Below are 20295 nucleotides of genomic sequence, written 5' to 3'. Positions count from 1 at the left end.
GGGCGACGTTTGCGCAGGTCAGCGGCTGGGAGGAGTTATTTCTGTGATTCTGTGGTTTCTGTGGCGGGGGTCAGACGGCGGGGTCGCTCAGGCAGGGGTGGATGAGGTAGCGCGGGGACGGCGGTCGGCCCCTGCCTCCGGTGCGCAGGACGGGCTGGCAGCGGATGTATCCGTGGTCTTCCAGCAGGTTCAGCGCGGGGTCGAGGTCGGCGACGGTGGGGAACTCCGAGCGCGAGAGCTTCGCCATGAGGTCGCGCTTGCTGACCTCATTCCACTGCTGGGCGCGCAGCACCTCCAGCACCGTGTGGGCGCGGCTGGCGGTGTGGTCGGCTCCCATGAGGTCGAAGACCACCAGGGCGTGGCCGGTGAAGTAGTCGGTCAGCTTCACCGCCGCGCGCATGGTCTCCGCGCTGATCGGCTCGGTGTGCCCGTTGCTCGTGTGCGCGGCCAGGTGCAGCAGACCCGCCATGCGACACGTTGCGCCGCCCAGCTTGTTCGCCCAGTTCTGGACGTGGGCAAGGTCTCCGCCGCGCTGCCGCAGCCGGGGTTCCTGCCGCTTCTCGAACTCCACCAGTACGTCCCCCGCCTCCGGGGAGAGCTGGAGTACTGCCGGGTCCGTCCAGTCCGCTAGGGACATGGTCAGAGCGGTGACGTGCTCCTCGTAGGTGGCGGCCACCGCGTCAGGGATGGGCTCGGGCAGGATGTTGCGGTAGCCCACGAGGGACTTGGGCAGCGAGTAGAGGAACCGAGCCAACAGGCCCCGTTCGTCGGCTCCCTTGATGCGGCCGATGTCCTCCAGGACGGACGGCTGCACCGTAAGCCCCATGGTCAGGGCCGGGGCCTCGATGAACTCTTCCCGGCCCCGCCGGTCCACCCGTAGCCGGTCGCCTGCCTGCCCGCGCAGGAACACGTCCAGGTTCGGCGTGCCCGAGTAGCGCCCGGCGATGATGTCGAAGATCCCGCCCTCCGCCGACATGACGGAGAGCCTGCCGCCCTGTTCGGCCAGCAGTGAGGCGATAACCTCCGGGGTCGCGTCATCGGCCAGCAGACGAGGCTTGGCGGGCACCGTCACCGACTCGGCAGCCTGAGCAAGGCTGATGGCCTCGGCCACAAGCTGATCCCGCTTCTCCGCATCCGCCCGAGCAGCCTTGGCGGCCGCGCTCTCCGCGACCTCCTTAGCCAGCCTGGCGGTGATCTCCGCTTCGACGATCCGCCCGGCCGACTGGGAGACCAGCAGCGCCTCACAGCGGTAAAGGGGGTTGGCCATCAGGTTGAACACCGCGCTCTTGCGGTTGCCCGGCGGCAGCGCGACGACCACGAACACGTTCGTGGGCTCACGCCACCGTCCCCGAACCTGAAGCACGGCGCGGCCCCCAGCAGCGGTGCCGAGCACCGCCAGGGCGAGGGAACCTGCCATGTCCACCGGGGTCTGCGTCTCCTCGGCGACCGCGCGCACGTAGTCGCCCAGCCAGGCCGGGAAGACCTCCGTGGGAAAGGCCGGCAGTTCCCGGCGGGCGGTGAGCGGAATGGGCTCCTCCCACGGCGCCTCCGCTGCCGCTTGAGCGTCCAAGGCTTCGAACCCGGCCCACAGTTCGGAGCTGTCCACAGGCTGTGTGCTCATGCCGCACTCACCTCCACAGCCCCGCCCCGGACGAGACCCGAGCGGATGGCGGTTCGGCACTCGGCAGCGGACAGGCCGGTGGCCTGCCCGGCGCTCATCAACTCCCCGGTGACGTCGGCCTCAGTGAGGTCGCCGGTACGGATCAGCCGGGCGAGGGCGTAGGCGGCGAAGTACACAGCCCGATTACGACCGCCCTGACGGGCGGACAGCACCTTTGACAGCTCCCCCCGCAGCGCGGTGGTGCTGTAGGCGGTGGCGTTGCGCATCCGGGCCGACAGCTCCGACAGCGGCATCGGGGTCGGTGCGGGCTTCGGGGTCAGCAGGTCACTGAGCCACGCAGGGAGGGGGGCCGCAGGGGCGTCGTGAACGATCTCGTACGGCGCTCCGCCCACGACGCTGCCGGCAGCAACCACGTACCCGCCCCAGGCCCGGGTGTCCACCTTCCAACCCAGGCTGCCGCCCGTGCTGCGTAGCCGCTTTTCACTCGGGGCGGTGAAGTACAGGTGCTGCCCGCCACGGCGGGTGCGCACCGTGTAGGTCTCGGTCGGCAGCCGCTCCCCCGCGCGCTCGCACAGGGCGGCGAACACGTCCAGGCCATCGGCCATCCCCGCCCACTCGGCCGGGGCGGTGTCCTCGTCGTCCTTGGGGATGTCGAGGTCCACCACCACGAGCTGGGCAGGGCCGGTGGCGATGCCGACGTTGTACGGGGCCGCCTGCCAGCACGCGGTGATGTGCTGCGGGTCGAGGGTGGCGCGCTGCTCCGGTGTGCGGTGCCCCTCCGAGCACCGGCCGGTGCGGGGGCAATCGCGCTCCGGGTGCCCGGCCGGACGCTTGTCCCCGGGGCGCAGGGGGAAGATGGGCCAGCCACGCTCAGCGGCGTTTAGGGCGGCGCGCAGCAGCGCGGGAGTGCCGGTTGGTGTCATGCTGGGTGTTCTCCTGTTTCTGTCGAAGGGACGGAGAGCCGGGGCGGTCGTGGTGTTGTGGTGACAGGCGACCGCCCCGGGCGTATCTAGGCGTTGGGGTGCTCCGCGCAGTTGCACTGGTAGTCGAGCCACTGGCAGTTTGGGCAGCGCCCAGCGGCCACCAGCTCGGCACGCTGTTCCGGCTTGGCCCATGCCGCGTACTGCTGCCGGATGTAGGCGCGCACGTCGCACGTGTTGTCGGCGCCGTCCAGGTCCATCAGGTGGCGTCCGGCCCGGCGGGCCAGCGTGCAAGCGTCGCCGTGGGTGCCGGCCTTCTCGTCGTCCAGCGCGATGCGGTCCAGCAGCGCAGCCTTGCGCAGCCAGAACTCCCGCTCGTCCTGCCGGCCACGCCGCACGTCGCTGGCGGCCTGGGCGGTCCAGCCGATTTCGCTGATGATGCTGGGTGCCTTGGCGTACGCCTCGTCCGGCGTCGGCCACTGCCCGGCGGCGGGCTTGTGGTCGGCGGTGACGTACAGGCGGGTGCGCTCCCCGTCGCGCGTGGGGTGCTGGCGTACAGCGCCGGTGGTGAAGGTAGCCACGAGCTGGCGGGTGACGCGGTCGGTGTCGGCCGGGTTGCAGATGACGCGGATCTCGAACACGGCGGTGTTCCTCTCGGTTAGAAGGGCGGTTCGTCGCTGTAGCCGCCGCGTCGGCGGCGCAAGCGCTCGGGCAGGCGCGGCAGGGGCAACAGGACCCAGCGCAAGCCCTCGTCCCAGCAGCGGCACGGCTCCCAGTCCGACCCCTCGTACTCGCCCGTCTCGGGATTGCCGTAGGGGTGCTCGATGCCGCCGATGCCCTCACACACCGGGCAGTCGGGGCGCGGGGTGTCGGTCAGGATCAGCGCGTTGCGAGGAAGCGCCGTGCGCTGGATACGCAGCCGGGGAAGGTGGCTCACCAGTCCTCCTTGGTGGTGTCGGTGCGGGAGGTGGGCAGTTCGGGCAGCCCGGCCCGGGTGAGCTGGGCGAGGTCGAACCCGGGCAGTGCGGCGCGTGCGGTGAGTGCGGCAGCGAGGGCTTCGGCGTAGGCCGCGCCCTCGCGGGCGACCTGGATCTGCGCCCCGGCGCGAAGGGCTTCGACGCGCTCGACGTGGGCGTGTTCCTCGTGCCGCAGGCTGGTGTGCCGTTCGTGGGCGAGGGTTTCGCGGCGATCGGTGCGCCAGTAGCGGGCGGCCAGGCCGTAGGTGACGGCGGTGGCGAGGGCCCACAGCAGCAGCGGCAGCGAGAGCCCGTCGGCGTACCCGGCCACCCCCGCCAGGGCGAGGGCGCCGGAGGTGGCGAACGCGGTCCCGGCGATGACCGGGTCACCCGCGCGTCCGGCCGACGCGAAAGCGCCGGCGGTCGCCGCACCGGCGGCGAGCACGACCATCAAGGCCGCGTTGCCGACGCTGTGTTCAGCGCCGTTGGCGTTCCAGATCCGGCCCAGGATCAGCACGGTGGAGGTGGCCAGGACGGGGGCCGCTTTGGGCGCGGCGATGGCCAGCCAGTGCCGGGTGACGATCGGTTCGTTCACGGCCTGTCTCCTCAGAGGTCCGGGATGGCGTTGATGACGGCGGCGGTGAGCTCATTGATCGGGCGGGATGCGCCGGTGGAGGCGAGGAAGAAGCCGAACATCACGGCGATGAACGCCGAGCCGTAGCCGAGCGACTTACCGCGCAGCAGGAAGAACAGGACGAGCCCGAACAGAAGGACGAGCGAGAGGGTCACAGCCATGGAAGAATTTCCTTCAAGCGGGAGGTCCGCGCCTGGCGGGCGGAACGGGGGATGGCATGGGCGAAGCGCAGTGGCTGAGCGCGCGGGTGCGCCGCGACTTCCCGGCCCCGGACGCCTCAGTGGTGATCCAGCTCCTTGAGGAGTGGGCCGACACCTGGTCGGACTGGGAAGTGGACCGCGTGCAAACAGCGATCGTGCTCGGTGCGGCTGGCGACGTGGACGAGTTGCTGGCGCTGCTCGAACTGGCCTACCAGGACTACCGCGACGTGCTGATGGCGACCGGCTTCGCCGATGACGACTGGCAGGAGCGCATGGAAGCCGCACTCAGGTCAGGGTGATGCGGGTCAGATGGGTCAGCGGGTGCCGTCGCGGTGGATGCGCATGGCGACGTTGAACCAGTGGCGGCCGATGCGGATGCGCTTGCGGTCGCCGTGGCAGCGGCGGCAGGTCTTGCCGGGCCTGAGCCGTCCGCGCCGGTCGGTCTTGAGCGCGTAGCCGAAGCCCTTGCACTTGCGGCAGTTGCCGAACGGCGAGGCGGCACACAGAGCGGCGTAACAGAGCGTAAACAGCAGGGTCAGCAGGCTAGCGGCGGCTATGAGGGTCACAAAGGGCCTCCAAGGGCGGTTTCAAGGGTGTGTGAGGGGGAGCCCGCTAGGCACTAGCGGGCTGATCAGGTTGTATATGGGTCGCTAGCAGGGGTGCTAGACCTAGCGAGGGTGCCCGCTAGGTCTAGCGACGATCTCCGTCTAGCTCGCATCCCGCTTTCCGTCACGCTCCGCAATCGCGGTCGTGAGCTTGGCGCGTTCAAAGCCGCGCCGGTTGGCGCCCTTGCCGTCCTCGGCCTTGCCCCACACCTGGCCCGTGGGGACGCCGTACGGCTTGAGCGCGGAGGTGAGCTGTTCCGGCTCCCAGCCGCCGTAGACCTCCGGCCGAAGCTCCGCCAGCCGCGCCACGGCCACTTCGTTCCACACCTTCGGCTCCTCCGGCGCGACGACGGACAGCAGGTCGCGCAGCAGGTCGTACGACGCCGTGTCGTCCGCCACCGGGGCCTGCCCGGCCGCGTGACCGGTGAGTGTGCCGGCGTCCTCGCGGAGCTTGCGGGCCCGTGAGGCGATCGCCTCCGCGATGACCGCGTCCACGTACACGCTGCGGACGATGCGGGCGTCACTGCCTTCGCCGACGAAGTAGTGGATGCCCTTGTCACCCCAGGCGAACATCGTGGCCCGCACCCCGCGCTTGTACGATCCGGTGCCGAGGACCATGTCGTTCTCGATCTGGCCCATGACCTTCATGCAGAACCGGGTGGAGGCGTTCGCGCTGATCCCGGTCGGCAGCGACTTGGAGTCCGGCCGCTGAGTGGCCAGCAGCAGCGTGATTCCCGTGGCGGGGCCGCGCTTGACCAGGTCGGTGCAGATCTCCTCGAACTCGCCGCCGTACTTGGGGTGCTCGAACCACACCTGGCACTCGTCCACCCCGATCACGATCGGGTGCAGCCCGAGCTTCGGCTTGCTGGCCAGCTCGGAGGTGACCTTGGACTCCGGGCAGATGTCGCGGGGCAGGGAGCGGATCATCTTCGCCCGGCGGCGCAGCTCCTCCCGCAGCGCGCGCAGGTCCTGGATCGCGTACTCGATGTCCTCGTCGTCCTCACCGGCGCGGTGGCGGTGGGAGCACTTCTCCCCCACCGGGTCCAGGTCGCCAGTGCCCTTGAGGTCGTAGGTGTGCAGCTCGGCCCGGGGGTCGAGGGCGGCGATCAGCAGCAGCAGCCTGAGCAGGAACGTCTTGCCCATCCGGGGGATCGCTCCGACGATGCCCGCGATGTACATCAGGGTGACGTCCACCCAGCGTCCGCGCTGGTCAGTGCCGAAAGCCACCGGCTTGAACAGGTCCACCGACCCGGACTTAGCCAGCGGCCAGGCAGGCTGCTTGGCCTTGGACATGTCCTGATCCCCCACCCACAACACCAGGCGCCCGGTGTGCTCATCCGGCACCGCTTCGGGCCACACGCAACCCAGCGGGCGACGCAGCCCGGAGGCGAGCCGGTCACGGCGGTCCATCACATCCGAGACCGTCACGCCGTACGGGAGGTCACCCTCAGCGCGCCAGCCGGGACCGTCACGGGTGATCGGAGCTGTGAACACGAACCCGTCCCGGCCCTTGGCGATCGCCTGGTTGATCTGCGAAATGCTCAGCGCAGCCAGGGCCCGCAGCACAATGTCGCTGGTCAGCTTCTGCGCCTTGGGCAGCTCCACCGCCCGGTTGATGACCGGCGCGTCCTCCGCCTGGCCCGCATATCCGAGCGCCATGACGACCGCGCCGACCGAGAGGGTCAGCAGCCAATCCGGGGCGAGGACGTACAGGGCGAGCGCGGCTCCCAGGCCGATGAACGAAGCCAGGATGACCACCAGGGTGCGCAGCCGGACGCGGCCATCACGCTGGCGCGAGAGCTTAAGGTAGGTGGCCGCGTCTTCCTTCTGCACCATCGCCAGCCGTACCGGCTCGCCCTCCTTGTCGGCCACCCACCGCATGGTGCCGCCGATGAACTTCGCTGCCCCACGCGGCGCCTGCATCGCCAGGCGCGCGGCGTAGGCCGGGGAGCGGAAGGCGTGGTAACCGGCCTTGTGGCCGTAGTGGCGGGCGACCCAACCGGCTGCCGTCTTCAGCTCGGCCGTGGACTTCAGCCAGGCCGGGACGATCGGGCGGCGCACGGCGCCCGCCAGGCGCCCCAGGTAGCCGGGGCCCTTCTGCTCCGGCCCGTCCACCATGATGCGGGCGGTCGGGTCCGGCTCCGGGGTCGGGTCGGCGGCCGACTGGCGGGCGGAGCGGGCCTTGTCCAGGTCCACCACCTCCGCGCCCGTCTCAGACGCGGTGTCGCTGGTCATTTCGGCTTCGAGCCGGTTGAACAGTTCGCTTTCGTCGTCGTGGTTCACTGCTGATTCCTTCCGGAAACGGAGGGTTGGAAGGGGCCCGGACGGCGCTTTGGCGGGCAGATCGTCCGGGCCCCGCTGAGCGAAGCCGTACGGGTCAGAGCTGGTTGGGCTCCAGGGCGAAGTACAGGACGCTGATCGGCGATCCGTACTCCGCCTTGAGCTGGCCCAGCAGGTGGGTGAAGCACTCGGCGCGGGTGAACCCTGTGGGGACGGTCAGCAGCCCGTCGCGGGTGTTCAGCACGCCGTCGCGGGTCTGGACCGTGGTGATGTAGTGGAACTCGGTGCTCCGCGACGTGAGGGCCGTGGTCTGTGTACTCACAGTGGATCTCCTTGGGTTGTTGAGGTTCAGGCAGCGACCTGGGGCGCGTCGGCGCAGCTCACGCACATGCCGAGTGAGGTCGGGATGCGGTATCCGGCATCCCGCCGGCACTCGGGGCACACCCGCTGAGCGGCGTTCGCCTTGGCGAGAACCGCCCACTTCGCGGGCGTCATCGGCCGGACGGGCTTGGCCAGGTCGAGGCGGTAGAGATACGCCACGCGGATGGGGCTGGTGCCCTTGCACCAGTAGCGGCGCGAGTACCAGAGGCGGAGCCCGCGGGCGCGGAGCTGGCGGCGTGTGGCCAGGCCATCGGGCGCCATACGCCAGGGGAAGGTGGGGATGCCGTAGCGCTCGCCGGTGGGGTCGTACAGGCGTCGGCGGGCGGCCATTACGCAGCCGTCGCCTCAGCGCGCCCGGCGCGTTCGGCCTTGAGCGCGTCGCGCAGCATGCGGCCGTTGGCGGCCGACGTACGGACCGCCTTGCGGATCGCGTCAGCCGTCAGCCCCTCGTCGGGCCAGTCGGCGGTAACCATGCGCGCCTCGTCCAGCAGCTCCTGCGGGGTGCGGGTCGGGCGGCTGCTGCGGGCCGACTCAGGGACCCGACCGGTCGCCCGGCGGGGACCCGACTGCACAGCGGCGACCGACTTCACCGGCACCGTCTTCGGCGCCTCGGTCGGCAGTCCCAGACCCTCCAGGACGCGTTCGCGGGCCAGTTGTTCGGGGGTAGCCGACTGATCGCGAGTCGGCTCCGAGTCGGCCGCCTGAAGAGCGCCATTTTCCTCTGTGGCCGACTCCGGCTGGGGGGCCGACTTGTGCAGGTCAGACCCCAACCGATTTGAGGGGTACTCTGCCGATTCATCATGGTTTGTAGCAGTTTCGGGAGTCAGCGGTCCGCCTGCCTCGATGGCCTGCCGGTCGGCGCCGGGGGCGACTGCGAACATCGCCGACAGGGCGGCGCTCGCACCGTGGGTGATGCCGTCGCGCTGGATGTCCAGCAGCAACCCGCCCAGCGACTCATCCCCCAGCCCGACCTTGCGCGCGAGCTTCCAGGACTTGCGAACCGACGCCTTCTTGACTCGCTCGTCGGGGTGGTTGGCGGCGCGGGCTTGGTGATAGGCCAGGGCCCGCACCACGGCGGCGGCCCTGGCTGCCGCCTCGGCATCGTGGCCGTCCTGGTGGACGACGATGCGGCGGGCGAGGAACGCCATGCCCTCCGCAGACACGCACATGCCCATGGGGGTCACCGCGTAGATCACGGTGCGGCCGGGGTCGTCAGCGGCCATCGCGGCCATGACGGACGCGGCGGCGGGCAGGGCCCACAAGCCCAACCGGATGATCCCCGGTGAGGACTGCCCCAGCATGGTCAGCCCGAGCAGCACCAGGCCCAGAACTGCGGTCGCGCCCTCACCGGCGGCCACGGCTCCCAGAGCCGTCCCCGGGCCGTAGGCCCCGCTGATGTTGCTGTACGTGCCCCAGCCGCCCGCGATGCCGGTGGCGAGCATGGGGACGAACGCAGCCGTCAGGACGACCTTCTGCGCGGTGGTCAGCGGCTTTCGGGTGGTCATCACGCCACCTCCCGGCCGGTGCCCGGGCGCCCGGCGCGGCGGCCGTTCACGGTGTCGCGTACCGGGGCCAGGCCCTCGGCGACGTACCAGCCGCCCCCGGACTCCTTGGCCACGTACATCGCCTCATCCGCCCGGCGCATCAGCGCGGGCAGAGTGCCGGCCAACTCGTCGTCGTGGCGGATCGCGCCGATGGAGGCGCCCAGTTCCACCGGCTCGCCGTCGAAGGTGAACGGCTCGCGCAGCGTCTCGTGCAGGTCCTCCAGAGCCGACAGCAGATCCACCTGGTGCGCGGCTGTGGCGACGGCGGCGAACTCATCCCCGCCAAGCCGAGCGGCACATCCGCCCATGCGGATCGCCCAGTCGTTCAGCCGTGCGGCGACGACGACCAGCCCGACATCCCCGGCCGCGTGCCCGTGGGTGTCGTTCAGGGCCTTGAAGCCGTCCAGGTCGATCACGACCACGGCCGTGAGGCCCTTGCGCAGCTCGCGCCCGGCGCGGGCCTCGAACGCCTCACGGCGCATCAGGCTCGTCAGCGGATCGCGGCCGGCCGCCTCGATCCGGCGCCGCAGCCGCAAGCTGTGCACCGACCATCCAGCCGCGAGCGGGAGAGCAGCGGCCAGGGTGCTGAGTGTCTGGCTCATGCCGCTGCCCCCGCCCCGGCGGAACGGCCGGCGGTGCGGGCGGCACGGAGAAACGGCACCGTGCGGGTCAGCGCGTCGGCGTACAGCGCGTCCCACCCGGCGACCTCGTCCCCGGCCTCACCCTCAGCCGCCAGGTCCGCGATGACCTCACGGGCCACGTCCAGGCGCGCCGCCCGCTCCTCGGCCGTCTCCGGGGTGAGCGGGCCCCGGAACAGGTCCCGGTCGATACCGGCAGGCAGCTCCTCCATACCGAGCGCCAGCTCCGCGAACTCGGCGGCGTCCAGCACCCGGTGGGTGCCGATGTACGTACGCATGTATGGCTCCTGTGTCGAAGGGACGGAATGGAGCCGGGGCAGTCGCGGTGTTGTGGTGACAGGCGACCGTTCCGGCGAGAGGCCCCATGCCGCGTGTGCGGCGGGGCGGTGCCCCGGCCGGGAGTCGAACCCGGCCTACGACCATCGGGGCTGCGCTGCTACTGGCCGTTGACGTCGTCGATCCTGACGTTCTCGGCTCATCCGTCGCGGTGGCGGACCAGCGTGAAGTAGTTGCCGCCGACGTCCGTGATGCGGTGCGGCTCGCCCTTGTGCTCGACGTCGGTGCCGACCTGGTCAACGTTCGGATGGCGGGGCTGGGTAATCCGGCGCATGTCGCCTCCTTTGGCGTGCGGCCTTGTTGCCGCAGTGCCCCGGCCGGGAGTCGAACCCGGCCTACGACCATCGGGGCGGTTCGACCGCAAGCCAGCACAACCCCCGTGAAGGGCTTCGAGAGGCAGTGCGGTCACGACGGTCATCACCCGGCCGCCACGGGGACGGGGCGCCACCCCCGTCGATCGATCTCGTCACACTGTTGAGTTCTCAAGGAACGGCCACTTCCGACGGGCGCGGTAACCCTCAATCGGGATCCCGTCTTCACGGGACACGCCGGAGCGGAGCGAGCGAGTTACCTAGGTATCTCGTCGACATGGATGAAGTTACCTAGGTTGCTTTGATGGGTCAAGCCTTGCAGGGACGAAGGGGAAGTGACCTAGGTTGGATACGCTCTAGGCATGGATTGGAAGCCTGAGAGGCCCCCTGCCGCCAAGGAGATCGCGGCCAACTTCCGCGACCGCATCGCCGATGGCACGTACCCCCCAGGAGGACAACTGCCTGGCGCCAAGGGCCTGGCCAAGGAGCTGGGCGTCAGCCTCATGACGGTGCAGAGCGCGTACAGGCAGCTCGCGGACGACGGACTCGTCGTCGGCCGTCGCGGCAGCGGCACGTACGTGATTGATCCGAAGAAGGGCGACCCCACGGCTCAGCAGACCGCTTTGGGCCTCCGCGAGCTTCAGGACCAACTGACGCATCTCACCTCCCAACTGTCCGAGCTTCGTGAACGCGTTGAGCGGCTTGAAGCCCCTCACCGCGAACCCGTTGACGAGAACCAGTAGGCCGCAACTCGCGCAGATACGCAGTGGACAGGGTTAACAGTTGGCCCCTGTTACCTGTTAACTCCCCACGTCAGGCGGGGCGTCAGGGCATGATGAGAGTCCGCCCGCATCGCCTGACGTCGGGGAAGCGATGAAGACGAAACTGCAAGCGGCTCGCGTGGCCCGTGGGTGGTCCCAAGCTGAGCTGATGGACGCGCTTGAGGACGCTGCCTTACGGCTTGGCATCAAGCTGGCCTCGCGATCGAGCTTGAAGACACAGATCTCCATGTTCGAGAACGGCCGGCGGGAGCCGGGGCAGGAGTACCAGGCCCTCTTCTGTGAGGTCTACCAGACGACCCGCATGGAACTCGGCCTAGCCCTGGAAACAGCTCCGTCCCAGCTCGACACCCTGCCCACGTTCCCAACCCCACGGTCCCCGGCCCCTAAGGCGACCCCTGAGGTCCTCGGCTACCTGAAGTCGGTATTCGTTCAGCATGTCCAGGCAGAACCTCTAGTTGGGCCCCGGTTTCTCGTGCCGGCCGTACAGAGCCAGATGCCGCTCATCGAGGAACTGTGCAAGGAAGCGTCCGGCCCACTCCGGGATGACGTGGTCCGGGTGGGGGCGCGGTACTCGGAGCTTCTCGGTTGGCTTCATCAGGACACCGGCGACTCACAGTCGGCCATGCTCTGGACTAATCGCGCGCTCGATTACGCGGCCGAACTGGACGACCCAGCCCTGAGCGCCTACGTGTTCCAGAGGCGCAGCAACATCGCTGCTGAGGCTGGCCAGGCCGGGTACGCCGCCGGGCTCGCCAATGCAGCGCTGAAGCACGCCCAGGAGCTGCCCAACCAGGTACGTGCCGTGGCTCTTCGGGCACGCGCCAACTCGTACGCATTGCTCGGCCAGGCGGACGACTGCACACGCGCCCTGGACGAAGCTCGCGTGTTCGCCGACAAGGCCCCGGAGGAGGACGGCGGCCTCGCTGCGTACTGCTCCGTCTCGTACATCGACATGGAAGCTGCGAACTGTTCACTCCAGCTCCAGCACCCGGAAGACGCGGTGCAGGCTCTGGAGGCAAGCCTGACCCGGTGGCCTGCCGAGCAGCAACGAGACCGGGGACTCTGCCTAGCTCGCCTCGCCACGGCGTACGCGCAGCTCAAAGACGTGGAAGGGGCCTACAACGCCGCATCACAGGCGGCGGCAATCGCGCAAGCGACGGGCTCAGCCCGCATCCTCGCCGAGCTGGGGCGGCTTCAGCCGCTCCTCACGCGGTGGCGGAAGCTCGTGGAGATCGCCGAACTGAATCGGCTCCTGGGCCGTATAAAGGAGAGCTGACCCGGATCTGAGGAGAGCTGTGAGCCTGCTACCCAACATCACGACTACCGATGTCCAGGCACAGGAACCGCGCGTGGCAGTGCTGCCGGTCGGATCGTACGAGCAGCATGGGAACCACCTGCCGCTGATCACGGACACGGCTATCGCCTGTGCCATCGCCCGCGAGCTGGCTGAGGCGTACCCCGTGCTCGCGCTGCCGCCCATAACGATCGCGTGCAGCCATGAGCACGGCACCTGGCCGGGCACCGTGAGCATCAGCGCGCGGACACTTCATGCGCTGATCACGGACATCGCGGACTCCTTGGAAGCCTCCGGCATCCGGAAGGTTGTCCTGGTCAATGCACACGGCGGGAACTACGTGCTGTCCAACATCGTCCAGGAAGCCAACCTCACCGAGCCACGAATGAGCGTCTTCCCTCAGAGCCGGGAGTGGCGCCGGGCGCGTGAGCACGCCGGCCTCGTCAGCAACTCGTTCGACGACATGCACGCGGGAGAGATCGAGACGTCGATCCTGCTTCATGCGGAGCCGAGCCTTGTACGGCCGGGCTATGAGAAAGCAGATCACGACGGGGGCGAGCGACCGTTCCTCCTCACGCTGGGCATGAAGGCGTACACGGAAAGTGGAGTCATCGGCTTCCCCTCATACGCCACGGCTGAGAAGGGGAAGTCGGTTCTGGCGAGCCTCACGACCAGCTTCGCGGATCACCTGGAGGCGCTCGACGAGGCGTAAATCGTCACATGCCTTGCTTGTCTGAGCGGGCGCGCGGCGCTGACGAGCGCGGTAGAACTACTCCTACCTCATCAAGGCCCGCGCACGGCGTGGGTGCGCGCCGCCTCTGCGGCGCGGCCTGCCTCCTGTCTCCGCCCCGGCTGGCCGCGCCCGGCGGCTACGGGCATGGAGCGGGAGACGCCGTCTGTGGCTGGGGCGGTCGGCTCCACGGCATTTGGCAGCCACTTTGGCGCGAGCCTCGCAGATCATGGCCCCACATCGGGCACTAACGGGCAGGCTCACAGACCCGCCCGATCCGCGGGCCAGCGTAAGGGGCCATGATCACTCGCGCCAAAGCGGCTCCAGCCCAAAGCCGCTCCACCGCCCTGCCTGACAGACGACGCTATGAGGGCGCCATTGTGCAGAGGTGGACCGGAATGCAAAGTCCCTCCGAGGGAACGACGGCTTCATACGGAAAATCCTCTCAGGTCAGAGCGCTGCACCAGGACGCAGTTCCTCAGTGGGCGCAAGGACGCGTTTCGTGCATTTCTCACCACCGACATCTGGAACGTTTGATCTTTTAGGTCCCATACCACAATCCGCTCGACCGACCGGCGCAAAGTCTGGGCCGTGCGAGGTAAGCCGAGGCCGACCGACAACGACAAAGGCCCACGGCATCTGGTGTGGTCAGAGCCGTGGGCCTCTTCAGTTGTAGTGGTCAGCCGGCGGGCTGGTTAATAGTCGCCTAGTTGCATCGCTCGATAGACAGCGTCATGCCACCCCTCGCAACGCTCTGCTACTACCGAACCGCTCCCGGTTTCCGTGATCTTCCAGGCACCGTCCACTGTGGGGTAAGGCTCGATGCGGTATGTCGCCGTCCGAGTCACCACCTCGTCTACGGCGACTGACTTGACAATCGCGTCGACTACACCGATGCCCGGAATCTCGCCATCCCTGCTCATCAGGCTCAAGCGGAAGAGCCCTGCTTTTGCAACCATAAGGAGAGCATCGAAGTCAATCTCAGCCGGGGCGCGTTCGCGATGCTCGCTGAGCAAGTTTGTCACGCCTCGCTGAACATCCGTGATAGCCACGCGCCAGTATGTCACTTGCCCGCCGTCTGCCATGATGCTACCGATTCACCGCCCATAGGTCATGTGGAGCCACGCAGAGAGCTGCTGCATCGCGGCATAGCCACGCTTCACAGTCACGAGCGCAGTAGTGTCACTCTTCGTTTAACTCTTCCTAGAGTACAACCACTGACAGGACGATGCCCCACTCGGAGATTAACCGAAAATAGGGAGACCAAAACGTCTCGGCACGGTACATGACTTACGCTTGCCGCACGCGGAACACATGGGAGCCCCGCAGAAGTCGCCATTGGGTGATGCCATTTCCACTCAACAGCGCTTACTACGGGGCCGATATCCGTCGTAGTGCGGGTGCATGAGGCAGTTTAACCCAAGCCCTTAGCCACGCAGTTGATATGTCCCAGAATAGTAGTCGCCCCTCGTGTATGGTCCCGCTATCCAACTGCCTCCCGCCTCATACCGGCGGAATGATATCCAGCCAGTCCAGCCGCAAGTGCTGGTACCGCAAAAATAGAACCTCACTTCCTCGTAGCGGTTATAGCAGGTTATGCCGACGGTATGCCCGCCATTCGTCGTACCAACGGAGCACCCATTTTTATCGAGATCGAGAGGAGCAGCGTGGGCCGCCGCACCTCCTCCCATTAGCACCCCCGCCGCTAGAGCTACGCTGCCGATCGCCGAACCCAGCCGTCTCATCATGATCAAAGCCTACCGCAATCACCTTCTACGCTGGAGAGGAATTTGAGCCATGGGCCTGCTCACATGGCGAGATGGCCAAATACAATAGGAACTCGAGTTCCACGAAGATGGAAGCAGGCTCACAAACCTGCACAATTGCGGGCCAGCGTAAGGGGCCGTGATCACTTACGCCACAGCGGTGGCGCGGGTGACGGGCAGCGGGAGTAAGTGTCTGACTACGTGACAACACGGGCGTACAACGGCGGATAAGCACGGACGCCTGCGGACCCGCTCGCGGTCATCCTCACCGGCGGCAGCCGCAACGACGTCACCCAGTTGCCACTGCTCGACGCCATCCCGACCATCCGCGGTCGCGTCGGCCGCCCTCGTCGCAAGCCCGATTCGCTCTTCGCCGACCGCGGCTATGACCACGACATCTACCGCGACTAGATCCGTGCCCGAGGCATCATGCCGGTCATCGCCCGCCGCAACACCCGGCACGGCACCGGACGATGCTCTGCCCACGCCGTACAGGATCTGCCGGCAGGAGGAGCGTTGAGTCTCCGGGCCGTGCAAGGTGGACGGTGGTGACCGACGATGACAGGTGCCCACGGGAGCGACTCGGCGGCACCACTCGTCTGCTCCTTGCGGCCCGCCATTCCCCGCCGGTTGAGAAGCCCAGCGCTACGAACCGTCTCAGTTTCCGTTTCGCACGCCGCACTGCCATGAACACAGGTGAACGGCCCCAGACAAGCCGTCAACAGCACCAAAGGACTTGGAAAGCATGTTGGCGGCAACCCCTCACGAGTTCGAATCTCGTATCCTCCGCCAGGCTAAAGGCCCGGACCGCTCCTCGGTGGGAAACCTTCACCAGCGGCTTCACGCCGCACCACCTTGCACCACCTACGGCGGTCAGCCACGGTAAATGAGGGACCATACTCATCCACTCATGAACCCCGGTGGTCGACGTTTCTGCATGTCATGACCCTATCTAGCTCTTGTGCATCCGGATTCCCAAGCTCAGAGCGCGGGTTCGATTCCCGTCACCCGCTCCACGCAGAAGCCCCAGGCCATCGGCCCGGGGCTTTGTTGTTGTCCGGACCAGGTCAGCCTTGTCGTGCCCGTTGAGTGCCCGATGCCTTCTCGCGCTCCCGCAACGACCTCCTTTTTGACACTCCTTGTCGGACTGCTCCGTCCGGACCATCGTGTCCTTGAGCCCGGCGCCGGAGCGGGTCGCCGAGCGTGTGACCGGTGTGACGAAGATCGTAAAAGCGGAAGTCGTCAGGCAGGCCGACGGCGGTCCGGGCCTTGCGCCACTTCCGCCCGCGAGGTGGACCGCCGGAACGGCTTGCCCTCCTCTCTCCCCCCGAACAGCAGTCCGGTCGGCCCCTTCTCGGCGTACCAGTCCAGGTGTCGGCGGAGGTCCTCTGCCATGAAGGCGGGCAGCACCATGAAGCACCGTCCCGCCTCCGACTTGGTGTCGCCCTGAACGCGTCGACCGGTGGTCAGTTCCGGTTCGGCCCTGCGGACCTACACGCCGGGGTGCCGAGGTCGACGTCCGGTCGCCGTATGGCCGCCTGGCCCTCGGGGCGGACCGGACCGTACGCGGCGAGGCGGACCTCAGCCGCCAGCGCGGCCCCATCGGGTCGGCGACCGCGCCCCTGGGAGACAGTGGCAACGGGCCGTTCAGGCACCGACTCCTTGCCAGGTGTGCTGTTCGGCGTGGTCGGCGAACAGGCAGCAGCCCTCCCGGACGGGGCTCGGTCCGACCATCGGGCAGTCCGGCAGTACGACCAGTTCCACGTCTGTTTCGTCCCAGCGGAGCCAGAGCGCGGTGCCGTACTCGAGGTCGTCGAGAAGGCCGTAGTGCTCACCGGCGTCATGCTTGGACAGCCGGCACTGCACGACGCGATCGAGGCATTCTGCGGTCGACCTCGCCTGCGCTTCCCGCGCGAGGTCCAGCGGCAGCCGACGCCACTGCGCGCAACGCATCACGGCATCGCCCGGAGGGCGTCGATGGTGCTCTGCCGCGCGCATCTGCCGCACGTACACGGCGGAAAGCCGCGGCCGTCCGGGATCAACGGCTTCTTCCCCACCCGCACCTCCACCAAGGGGCTCCATGTGCGGCCGGAGTCGCGTGACACCCGCAGTGTCATCCGTACGTCGTCCTGTCCGTTCACCATGGCCAAGAGCATCGCGCTCCGCAGGAACCGCCAGAAAGGCCAGGCGGATTACCCAACCTGGGTAACAGCACCCATGGTTGGTCATGAGTAGCGATCCGTAGTCATCACGCCGGAGCGTGCCGATGCCTGAGCCATCCCGCTCGAAGGATCTCCCGGTCAGCCTGCTCGTGGATCCGGTGATGATCGAGGCAATGCCAGGCCAGAGACTTCCGCCGTATCTTCCAGCTGGTCAGGGCCCGAGCAGGCATCTACCCATCGATGATCGCGCGGCGTTGCGATCTCACCCCCAGCCGTGTCGGCGAGGTGATGGCCGGGCGTCGGCAACTGCTGCACATGGACGTGATCGAGCGGATCTCGGACGGACTGCGCATCCCCGGGCACATGCTGGGCCTGGCCCGACGCGCATGGGAGACCCCGCAGAACCTGACCGTCACACCACGTGAACCTGCCGAGGAACCGCCCACCGACACGCAGGTGGCGTCGGGCTTGCCCGGGGCGGACGTGGACAGCATCCTCGCCCTGGCGGCCGAGCGGGACCTCAGCCTCTCGACGCTGGACGCCCTGCACTCGTCGATCGCGGATTACTGGCGGCGGGACGACGAGCACGGCGGCGAGACCCTACGGCCGGCAGTGGTGGGCCAGCTTCGGTACGTCGTGGGTCTCCTCAAGGAGCAGCGCCCCACGCCCATGCGGAACGGCCTGCACAGCATCGCGGCCGAGCTGGCCCGGCTCACCGGGTGGACCTACTTCGACGCCCGCCAGTACAACCAGGCCCGCGCCTACTTCACCGAAGCCCTCGGCCTGGCCAAGGCCGTGGATGACCGCCAGTTCATGGCCAACGTTCTCGCCTGCATGAGCCTCCAGGCCACGTACCAGGACAAGCCCGGAGACGCCCTCGCACTCGTCACTGCCGCGCAGGACCAGGCCCGAGGCGCTGAGGGGACGATTCTTGCGTGTTGGCCATGCTCGCGATGCGTGAAGCCTTCGCCCACGCCGTCCTCGGGAACCGCGGTGCCACGCACCGCGCGATCTCCGAAGCCCACAGCCACTTCGGGCGGGTCAGCGCCGACGATCCGGATCCGGCCTGGGTGGCCTACTTCGACCAGCCGAAGTTGATTGTGGACACCGGCATCGCGCATGGCCGCCTGGGCGAAGCCGCCCTTGCCGAACCGCTGATCGCGGACACCCTTCGCCGTGAACACGGATCGAATCACCGGGGCCGTGCCTTCCACGCCTTCTGGCTGGCCCGCACCCAGCTCCAGCGCGGCAAGCTCGACGAGGCGTGCCACACGGCGATGGACGCCCTGGCGCCGGCGGCGGCCGTCAGCTCCCGACGGGTCGCCGGTCACCTTCGGGAGTTCTACGAGCAGTTGGGGCCCTTCCGCCGGGAGCCGGCCGCGGTGGCTTTCGAGGCCCGGCTCCGGGAGGAACTGCCCCGGCAGGTCAGCGGATCGCCTCGTCCATGAGCACGTAGAGCAACCCGACGAGGGAGCCGCTACTGACGATCTCGCGGCGGTCGATCATCCCCCGGATATCGGCCAGCGGGATCCACTCAACCCGGTCCGACTCGTTCTTCTCGGTCGGCGGCCCCTCGTACGTCGCCCCGTCGGCGCGGAAGACGTGGTGCTGGGAGTCGGTGATGCCGTTGGCGGGCTCGGCGTAGATCAACGGCTTGATGGGCCCGGGGCGCCAGCCGGTCTCCTCCAGGACCTCACGGGCCGCCGCCTCGGCTGGCGTTTCGCCCTCCTCGACGAGGCCCATGGGCAGCTCCCACGCCCAAGCGTTGGTGATGAAGCGGTGCCGCCACATCAGCAGGACCTCGCGGTGGCCGTTGACGACTGCAGCCACGGCGAGATGGCGGAGGCGGACGACGTGGTGTTCCCAGCGGTTACCGTCCGGCGTCTCGATGTCGGTGAGCCACAAGTTCACCCACTTGTTCTCGTAGATCGGACGTTCCCCGTGGACCTTCCACTGCATCGCGGCGGCCCCTCTCCATCGGCCTTCAGCATCTCAGAACTGGGATGGAAGCCATCGGGGTTCGGCACGCCCGTGACGCACGGAAGACTGCTGGGGCCGCTCTGCGCCTCGGCGCGTATGGCGCTACTGGGGCCGTGCTTGCGGCGCTGTGCGCTTGCCGCGCTTTCCACTTGCCCGGGCGCGCCGGTCCAAAGAGCCGCCACCGAAGCAGCCAGAGACTTAGCAGCACGACCCCGGCTGCGGTAAGACTTCCTCTACTTCATCAAGGCCCGCGCACGGCGCGGGCGCGCGCCGCCTCAGCGGCGCGGCCTGCCTCCTGTCTTCGCCCCGGCTGGCCGCGCCCGGCGGCGCGCTGCGTGCATGCGGGCTGAGGTAGGAAACCCCGCTGTGGCTGGGGCGGTCGGCTCCCAGCGGTGGTCACAAGGAAGATCGGAACCATGACAGCCAGGAAAGCCCAGTAAGCGACCGTCATCAGCAGCGGCTCGCCAACGAAGAGCATGAAAAGGCCCAGCAGCAGACTGCCCTCGACGTTGATCACGATGAGCGGCATCGGCACAGCGACGGGAGGATACAGCGCAGCGTGCCCCTCACGTGCCTGATTCGGGAGAGACCGGAGGGGAACAACGGGGAACGCCGGGGAGTATCCCGAGAACACGCAGGTCAGCGTCTTGCCAGCTCAAGACCGATCTACGTACGCGATCTCCCAAACTGGCGCCTTTGCGGGCGTAGCAGACACACCCTGCGCTCCTGCACCTATAGAGACAGCGCCCAGCCAACAACTCCTATGGGAGTGAGGGTGCAGACAACGCCGAGGCATAGGCATACGTAGGCCAGCGCCTTGAAAGGCTTCTGCCGCTGGGCTCGGCATGCTGCGAAGCAGACAAAGCTGACAATGGCGAGGCACGGCAGAGCTATGAAGAAAAACCCCAAGGCTGCCATGATCCCCCTGACGACCGGACCGCCGTACAGCAGCAAAGTACAGCAACCATCGTGTCATGGGCCCGGACCACCAACACAGGTCGGCAGACCTCAGCGATCACCCCGCCCGTAGTTCGCATCGAGGAGGCGGCGAGTGTCTAACTGCGTGACAACGCCAGCGAACAGCGGCAAACAAGCGCAGACGCTTGCGGACCATCGCAGCAGGTGAGAGCCGTACAGCCCCAAGGTCGAGGGCCC

At 68.1% G+C, this 20295-nt stretch carries 22 protein-coding genes and 3 pseudogenes; 6 read left to right on the top strand and 19 right to left on the bottom strand.

The genetic code is table 11. The annotated features are described in order from the left end of the window. Positions 1-70: 70 nt before the first annotated feature. From IH00_RS0111490 to IH00_RS0111465, 6 genes are all read right to left on the bottom strand, one after another. A complete protein-coding gene (locus IH00_RS0111490) occupies positions 71-1621 on the bottom strand; it encodes a YfjI family protein (protein ID WP_031072355.1) in 1551 nt (516 codons plus the stop codon). After that, complete coding sequence (locus IH00_RS0111485; protein ID WP_031072354.1) at positions 1618-2544, bottom strand: bifunctional DNA primase/polymerase; 927 nt, start codon at positions 2542-2544, stop codon at positions 1618-1620. Before IH00_RS0111485 ends, IH00_RS0111490 begins: the two co-directional genes overlap by 4 nt. An 86-nt stretch (positions 2545-2630) precedes the next feature. Continuing rightward, positions 2631-3182 (bottom strand): hypothetical protein, encoded by a 552-nt coding sequence (locus IH00_RS0111480; protein ID WP_052411324.1) that lies wholly within the window; start codon positions 3180-3182, stop codon positions 2631-2633. Positions 3183-3199: 17 nt separating this feature from the next. Continuing rightward, positions 3200-3481, bottom strand: a complete 282-nt coding sequence (locus tag IH00_RS0111475) for a hypothetical protein (protein WP_107064445.1) — start codon at positions 3479-3481, stop codon at positions 3200-3202. After that, positions 3475-4092: a hypothetical protein gene (locus tag IH00_RS0111470; RefSeq protein ID WP_031072349.1), complete on the bottom strand. Its 618-nt coding sequence runs from the start codon at positions 4090-4092 to the stop codon at positions 3475-3477. Before IH00_RS0111470 ends, IH00_RS0111475 begins: the two co-directional genes overlap by 7 nt. Positions 4093-4103: 11 nt before the next feature. Beyond that, positions 4104-4292, bottom strand: coding sequence for a hypothetical protein (locus IH00_RS0111465; RefSeq protein ID WP_031072348.1), 189 nt, complete (start codon positions 4290-4292; stop codon positions 4104-4106). Between the two features lie 56 nt (positions 4293-4348). Between IH00_RS0111465 and IH00_RS0111460 the strand changes: the two genes are divergently transcribed. Next, entirely contained in the window at positions 4349-4630 is a 282-nt protein-coding gene (locus IH00_RS0111460; RefSeq protein ID WP_031072347.1) for a hypothetical protein, read from the top strand. A 15-nt stretch (positions 4631-4645) separates the two neighbouring features. Here the strand turns inward: IH00_RS0111460 and IH00_RS0111455 are convergent, their stop codons facing one another. From IH00_RS0111455 to IH00_RS45045, 8 genes are all read right to left on the bottom strand, one after another. Further along, positions 4646-4897, bottom strand: coding sequence for a hypothetical protein (locus tag IH00_RS0111455; RefSeq protein WP_031072346.1), 252 nt, complete (start codon positions 4895-4897; stop codon positions 4646-4648). A gap of 141 nt (positions 4898-5038) precedes the next feature. Next, the gene (locus IH00_RS0111450; protein ID WP_031072345.1) at positions 5039-7219 is read right to left on the bottom strand and encodes a cell division protein FtsK; all 2181 of its coding nucleotides are present in this window, start codon (positions 7217-7219) and stop codon (positions 5039-5041) included. 94 nt (positions 7220-7313) lie between these two features. Continuing rightward, a complete protein-coding gene (locus tag IH00_RS0111445) occupies positions 7314-7538 on the bottom strand; it encodes a hypothetical protein (protein ID WP_031072344.1) in 225 nt (74 codons plus the stop codon). Positions 7539-7564: 26 nt separating this feature from the next. Continuing rightward, complete coding sequence (locus IH00_RS0111440) at positions 7565-7927, bottom strand: RRQRL motif-containing zinc-binding protein (RefSeq protein WP_031072343.1); 363 nt, start codon at positions 7925-7927, stop codon at positions 7565-7567. Further along, complete coding sequence (locus tag IH00_RS0111435) at positions 7927-9102, bottom strand: hypothetical protein (RefSeq protein WP_031072342.1); 1176 nt, start codon at positions 9100-9102, stop codon at positions 7927-7929. Before IH00_RS0111435 ends, IH00_RS0111440 begins: the two co-directional genes overlap by 1 nt. Then, the gene (locus IH00_RS0111430) at positions 9102-9743 is read right to left on the bottom strand and encodes a GGDEF domain-containing protein (RefSeq protein WP_031072341.1); all 642 of its coding nucleotides are present in this window, start codon (positions 9741-9743) and stop codon (positions 9102-9104) included. The genes IH00_RS0111435 and IH00_RS0111430 overlap by 1 nt, the downstream gene beginning before the upstream one ends. Beyond that, positions 9740-10057, bottom strand: a complete 318-nt coding sequence (locus tag IH00_RS0111425) for a hypothetical protein (RefSeq protein ID WP_031072339.1) — start codon at positions 10055-10057, stop codon at positions 9740-9742. The genes IH00_RS0111430 and IH00_RS0111425 overlap by 4 nt, the downstream gene beginning before the upstream one ends. Positions 10058-10254: 197 nt before the next feature. Further along, positions 10255-10389, bottom strand: a complete 135-nt coding sequence (locus IH00_RS45045) for a hypothetical protein (RefSeq protein ID WP_267882558.1) — start codon at positions 10387-10389, stop codon at positions 10255-10257. 399 nt (positions 10390-10788) lie between these two features. Between IH00_RS45045 and IH00_RS0111415 the strand changes: the two genes are divergently transcribed. The 3 genes from IH00_RS0111415 (at position 10789) to IH00_RS0111405 (ending at position 13214) form a co-directional block, all read left to right on the top strand. Continuing rightward, positions 10789-11169 carry a GntR family transcriptional regulator gene (locus tag IH00_RS0111415; RefSeq protein ID WP_052411323.1) on the top strand — a complete coding sequence of 127 codons (381 nt, stop codon included), beginning with the start codon at positions 10789-10791 and terminating at the stop codon, positions 11167-11169. A 187-nt stretch (positions 11170-11356) separates the two neighbouring features. Then, entirely contained in the window at positions 11357-12484 is a 1128-nt protein-coding gene (locus tag IH00_RS0111410) for an NsdA family TPR-like regulatory protein (RefSeq protein ID WP_158827787.1), read from the top strand. A gap of 19 nt (positions 12485-12503) precedes the next feature. Next, the gene (locus IH00_RS0111405) at positions 12504-13214 is read left to right on the top strand and encodes a creatininase family protein (RefSeq protein ID WP_234334823.1); all 711 of its coding nucleotides are present in this window, start codon (positions 12504-12506) and stop codon (positions 13212-13214) included. A gap of 713 nt (positions 13215-13927) precedes the next feature. Here IH00_RS0111405 and IH00_RS0111400 read toward each other — a convergent pair. Continuing rightward, positions 13928-14284 (bottom strand): hypothetical protein, encoded by a 357-nt coding sequence (locus IH00_RS0111400; protein ID WP_158827785.1) that lies wholly within the window; start codon positions 14282-14284, stop codon positions 13928-13930. A 963-nt stretch (positions 14285-15247) separates the two neighbouring features. Between IH00_RS0111400 and IH00_RS40120 the strand changes: the two are divergent. Next, positions 15248-15469 (top strand): annotated as a pseudogene (locus IH00_RS40120) (transposase); the annotation flags it as partial. 481 nt (positions 15470-15950) lie between these two features. On the opposite strand, the pseudogene IH00_RS43950 reads toward IH00_RS40120, so the two are convergent. Continuing rightward, positions 15951-16665, bottom strand: a pseudogene (locus IH00_RS43950) (site-specific integrase); the annotation flags it as partial. Beyond that, positions 16646-16996 carry a hypothetical protein gene (locus tag IH00_RS0111390; protein WP_234334822.1) on the bottom strand — a complete coding sequence of 117 codons (351 nt, stop codon included), beginning with the start codon at positions 16994-16996 and terminating at the stop codon, positions 16646-16648. The pseudogene IH00_RS43950 and the gene IH00_RS0111390, both read right to left, overlap by 20 nt. A gap of 268 nt (positions 16997-17264) precedes the next feature. On the opposite strand from IH00_RS0111390, the pseudogene IH00_RS37235 reads away from it, so the two are divergent. Then, a pseudogene (locus IH00_RS37235) lies at positions 17265-18608 on the top strand (hypothetical protein). Here IH00_RS37235 and IH00_RS0111375 read toward each other — a convergent pair. Together IH00_RS0111375 and IH00_RS0111370 are read right to left on the bottom strand one after the other, a co-directional pair. Beyond that, positions 18586-19119: an NUDIX hydrolase gene (locus IH00_RS0111375; protein ID WP_031072320.1), complete on the bottom strand. Its 534-nt coding sequence runs from the start codon at positions 19117-19119 to the stop codon at positions 18586-18588. The pseudogene IH00_RS37235 and the gene IH00_RS0111375 overlap by 23 nt on opposite strands. Positions 19120-19381: 262 nt before the next feature. Further along, positions 19382-19675, bottom strand: coding sequence for a hypothetical protein (locus IH00_RS0111370; protein ID WP_031072318.1), 294 nt, complete (start codon positions 19673-19675; stop codon positions 19382-19384). Between the last annotated feature and the right edge of the window lie 620 nt (positions 19676-20295).

The sequence above is a fragment of the Streptomyces sp. NRRL S-118 genome, from assembly GCF_000716335.1.
In the GTDB taxonomy this organism is placed as follows: Bacteria; Actinomycetota; Actinomycetes; order Streptomycetales; family Streptomycetaceae; genus Streptomyces.
This window is presented reverse-complemented; position numbering and strand designations above follow the sequence as displayed.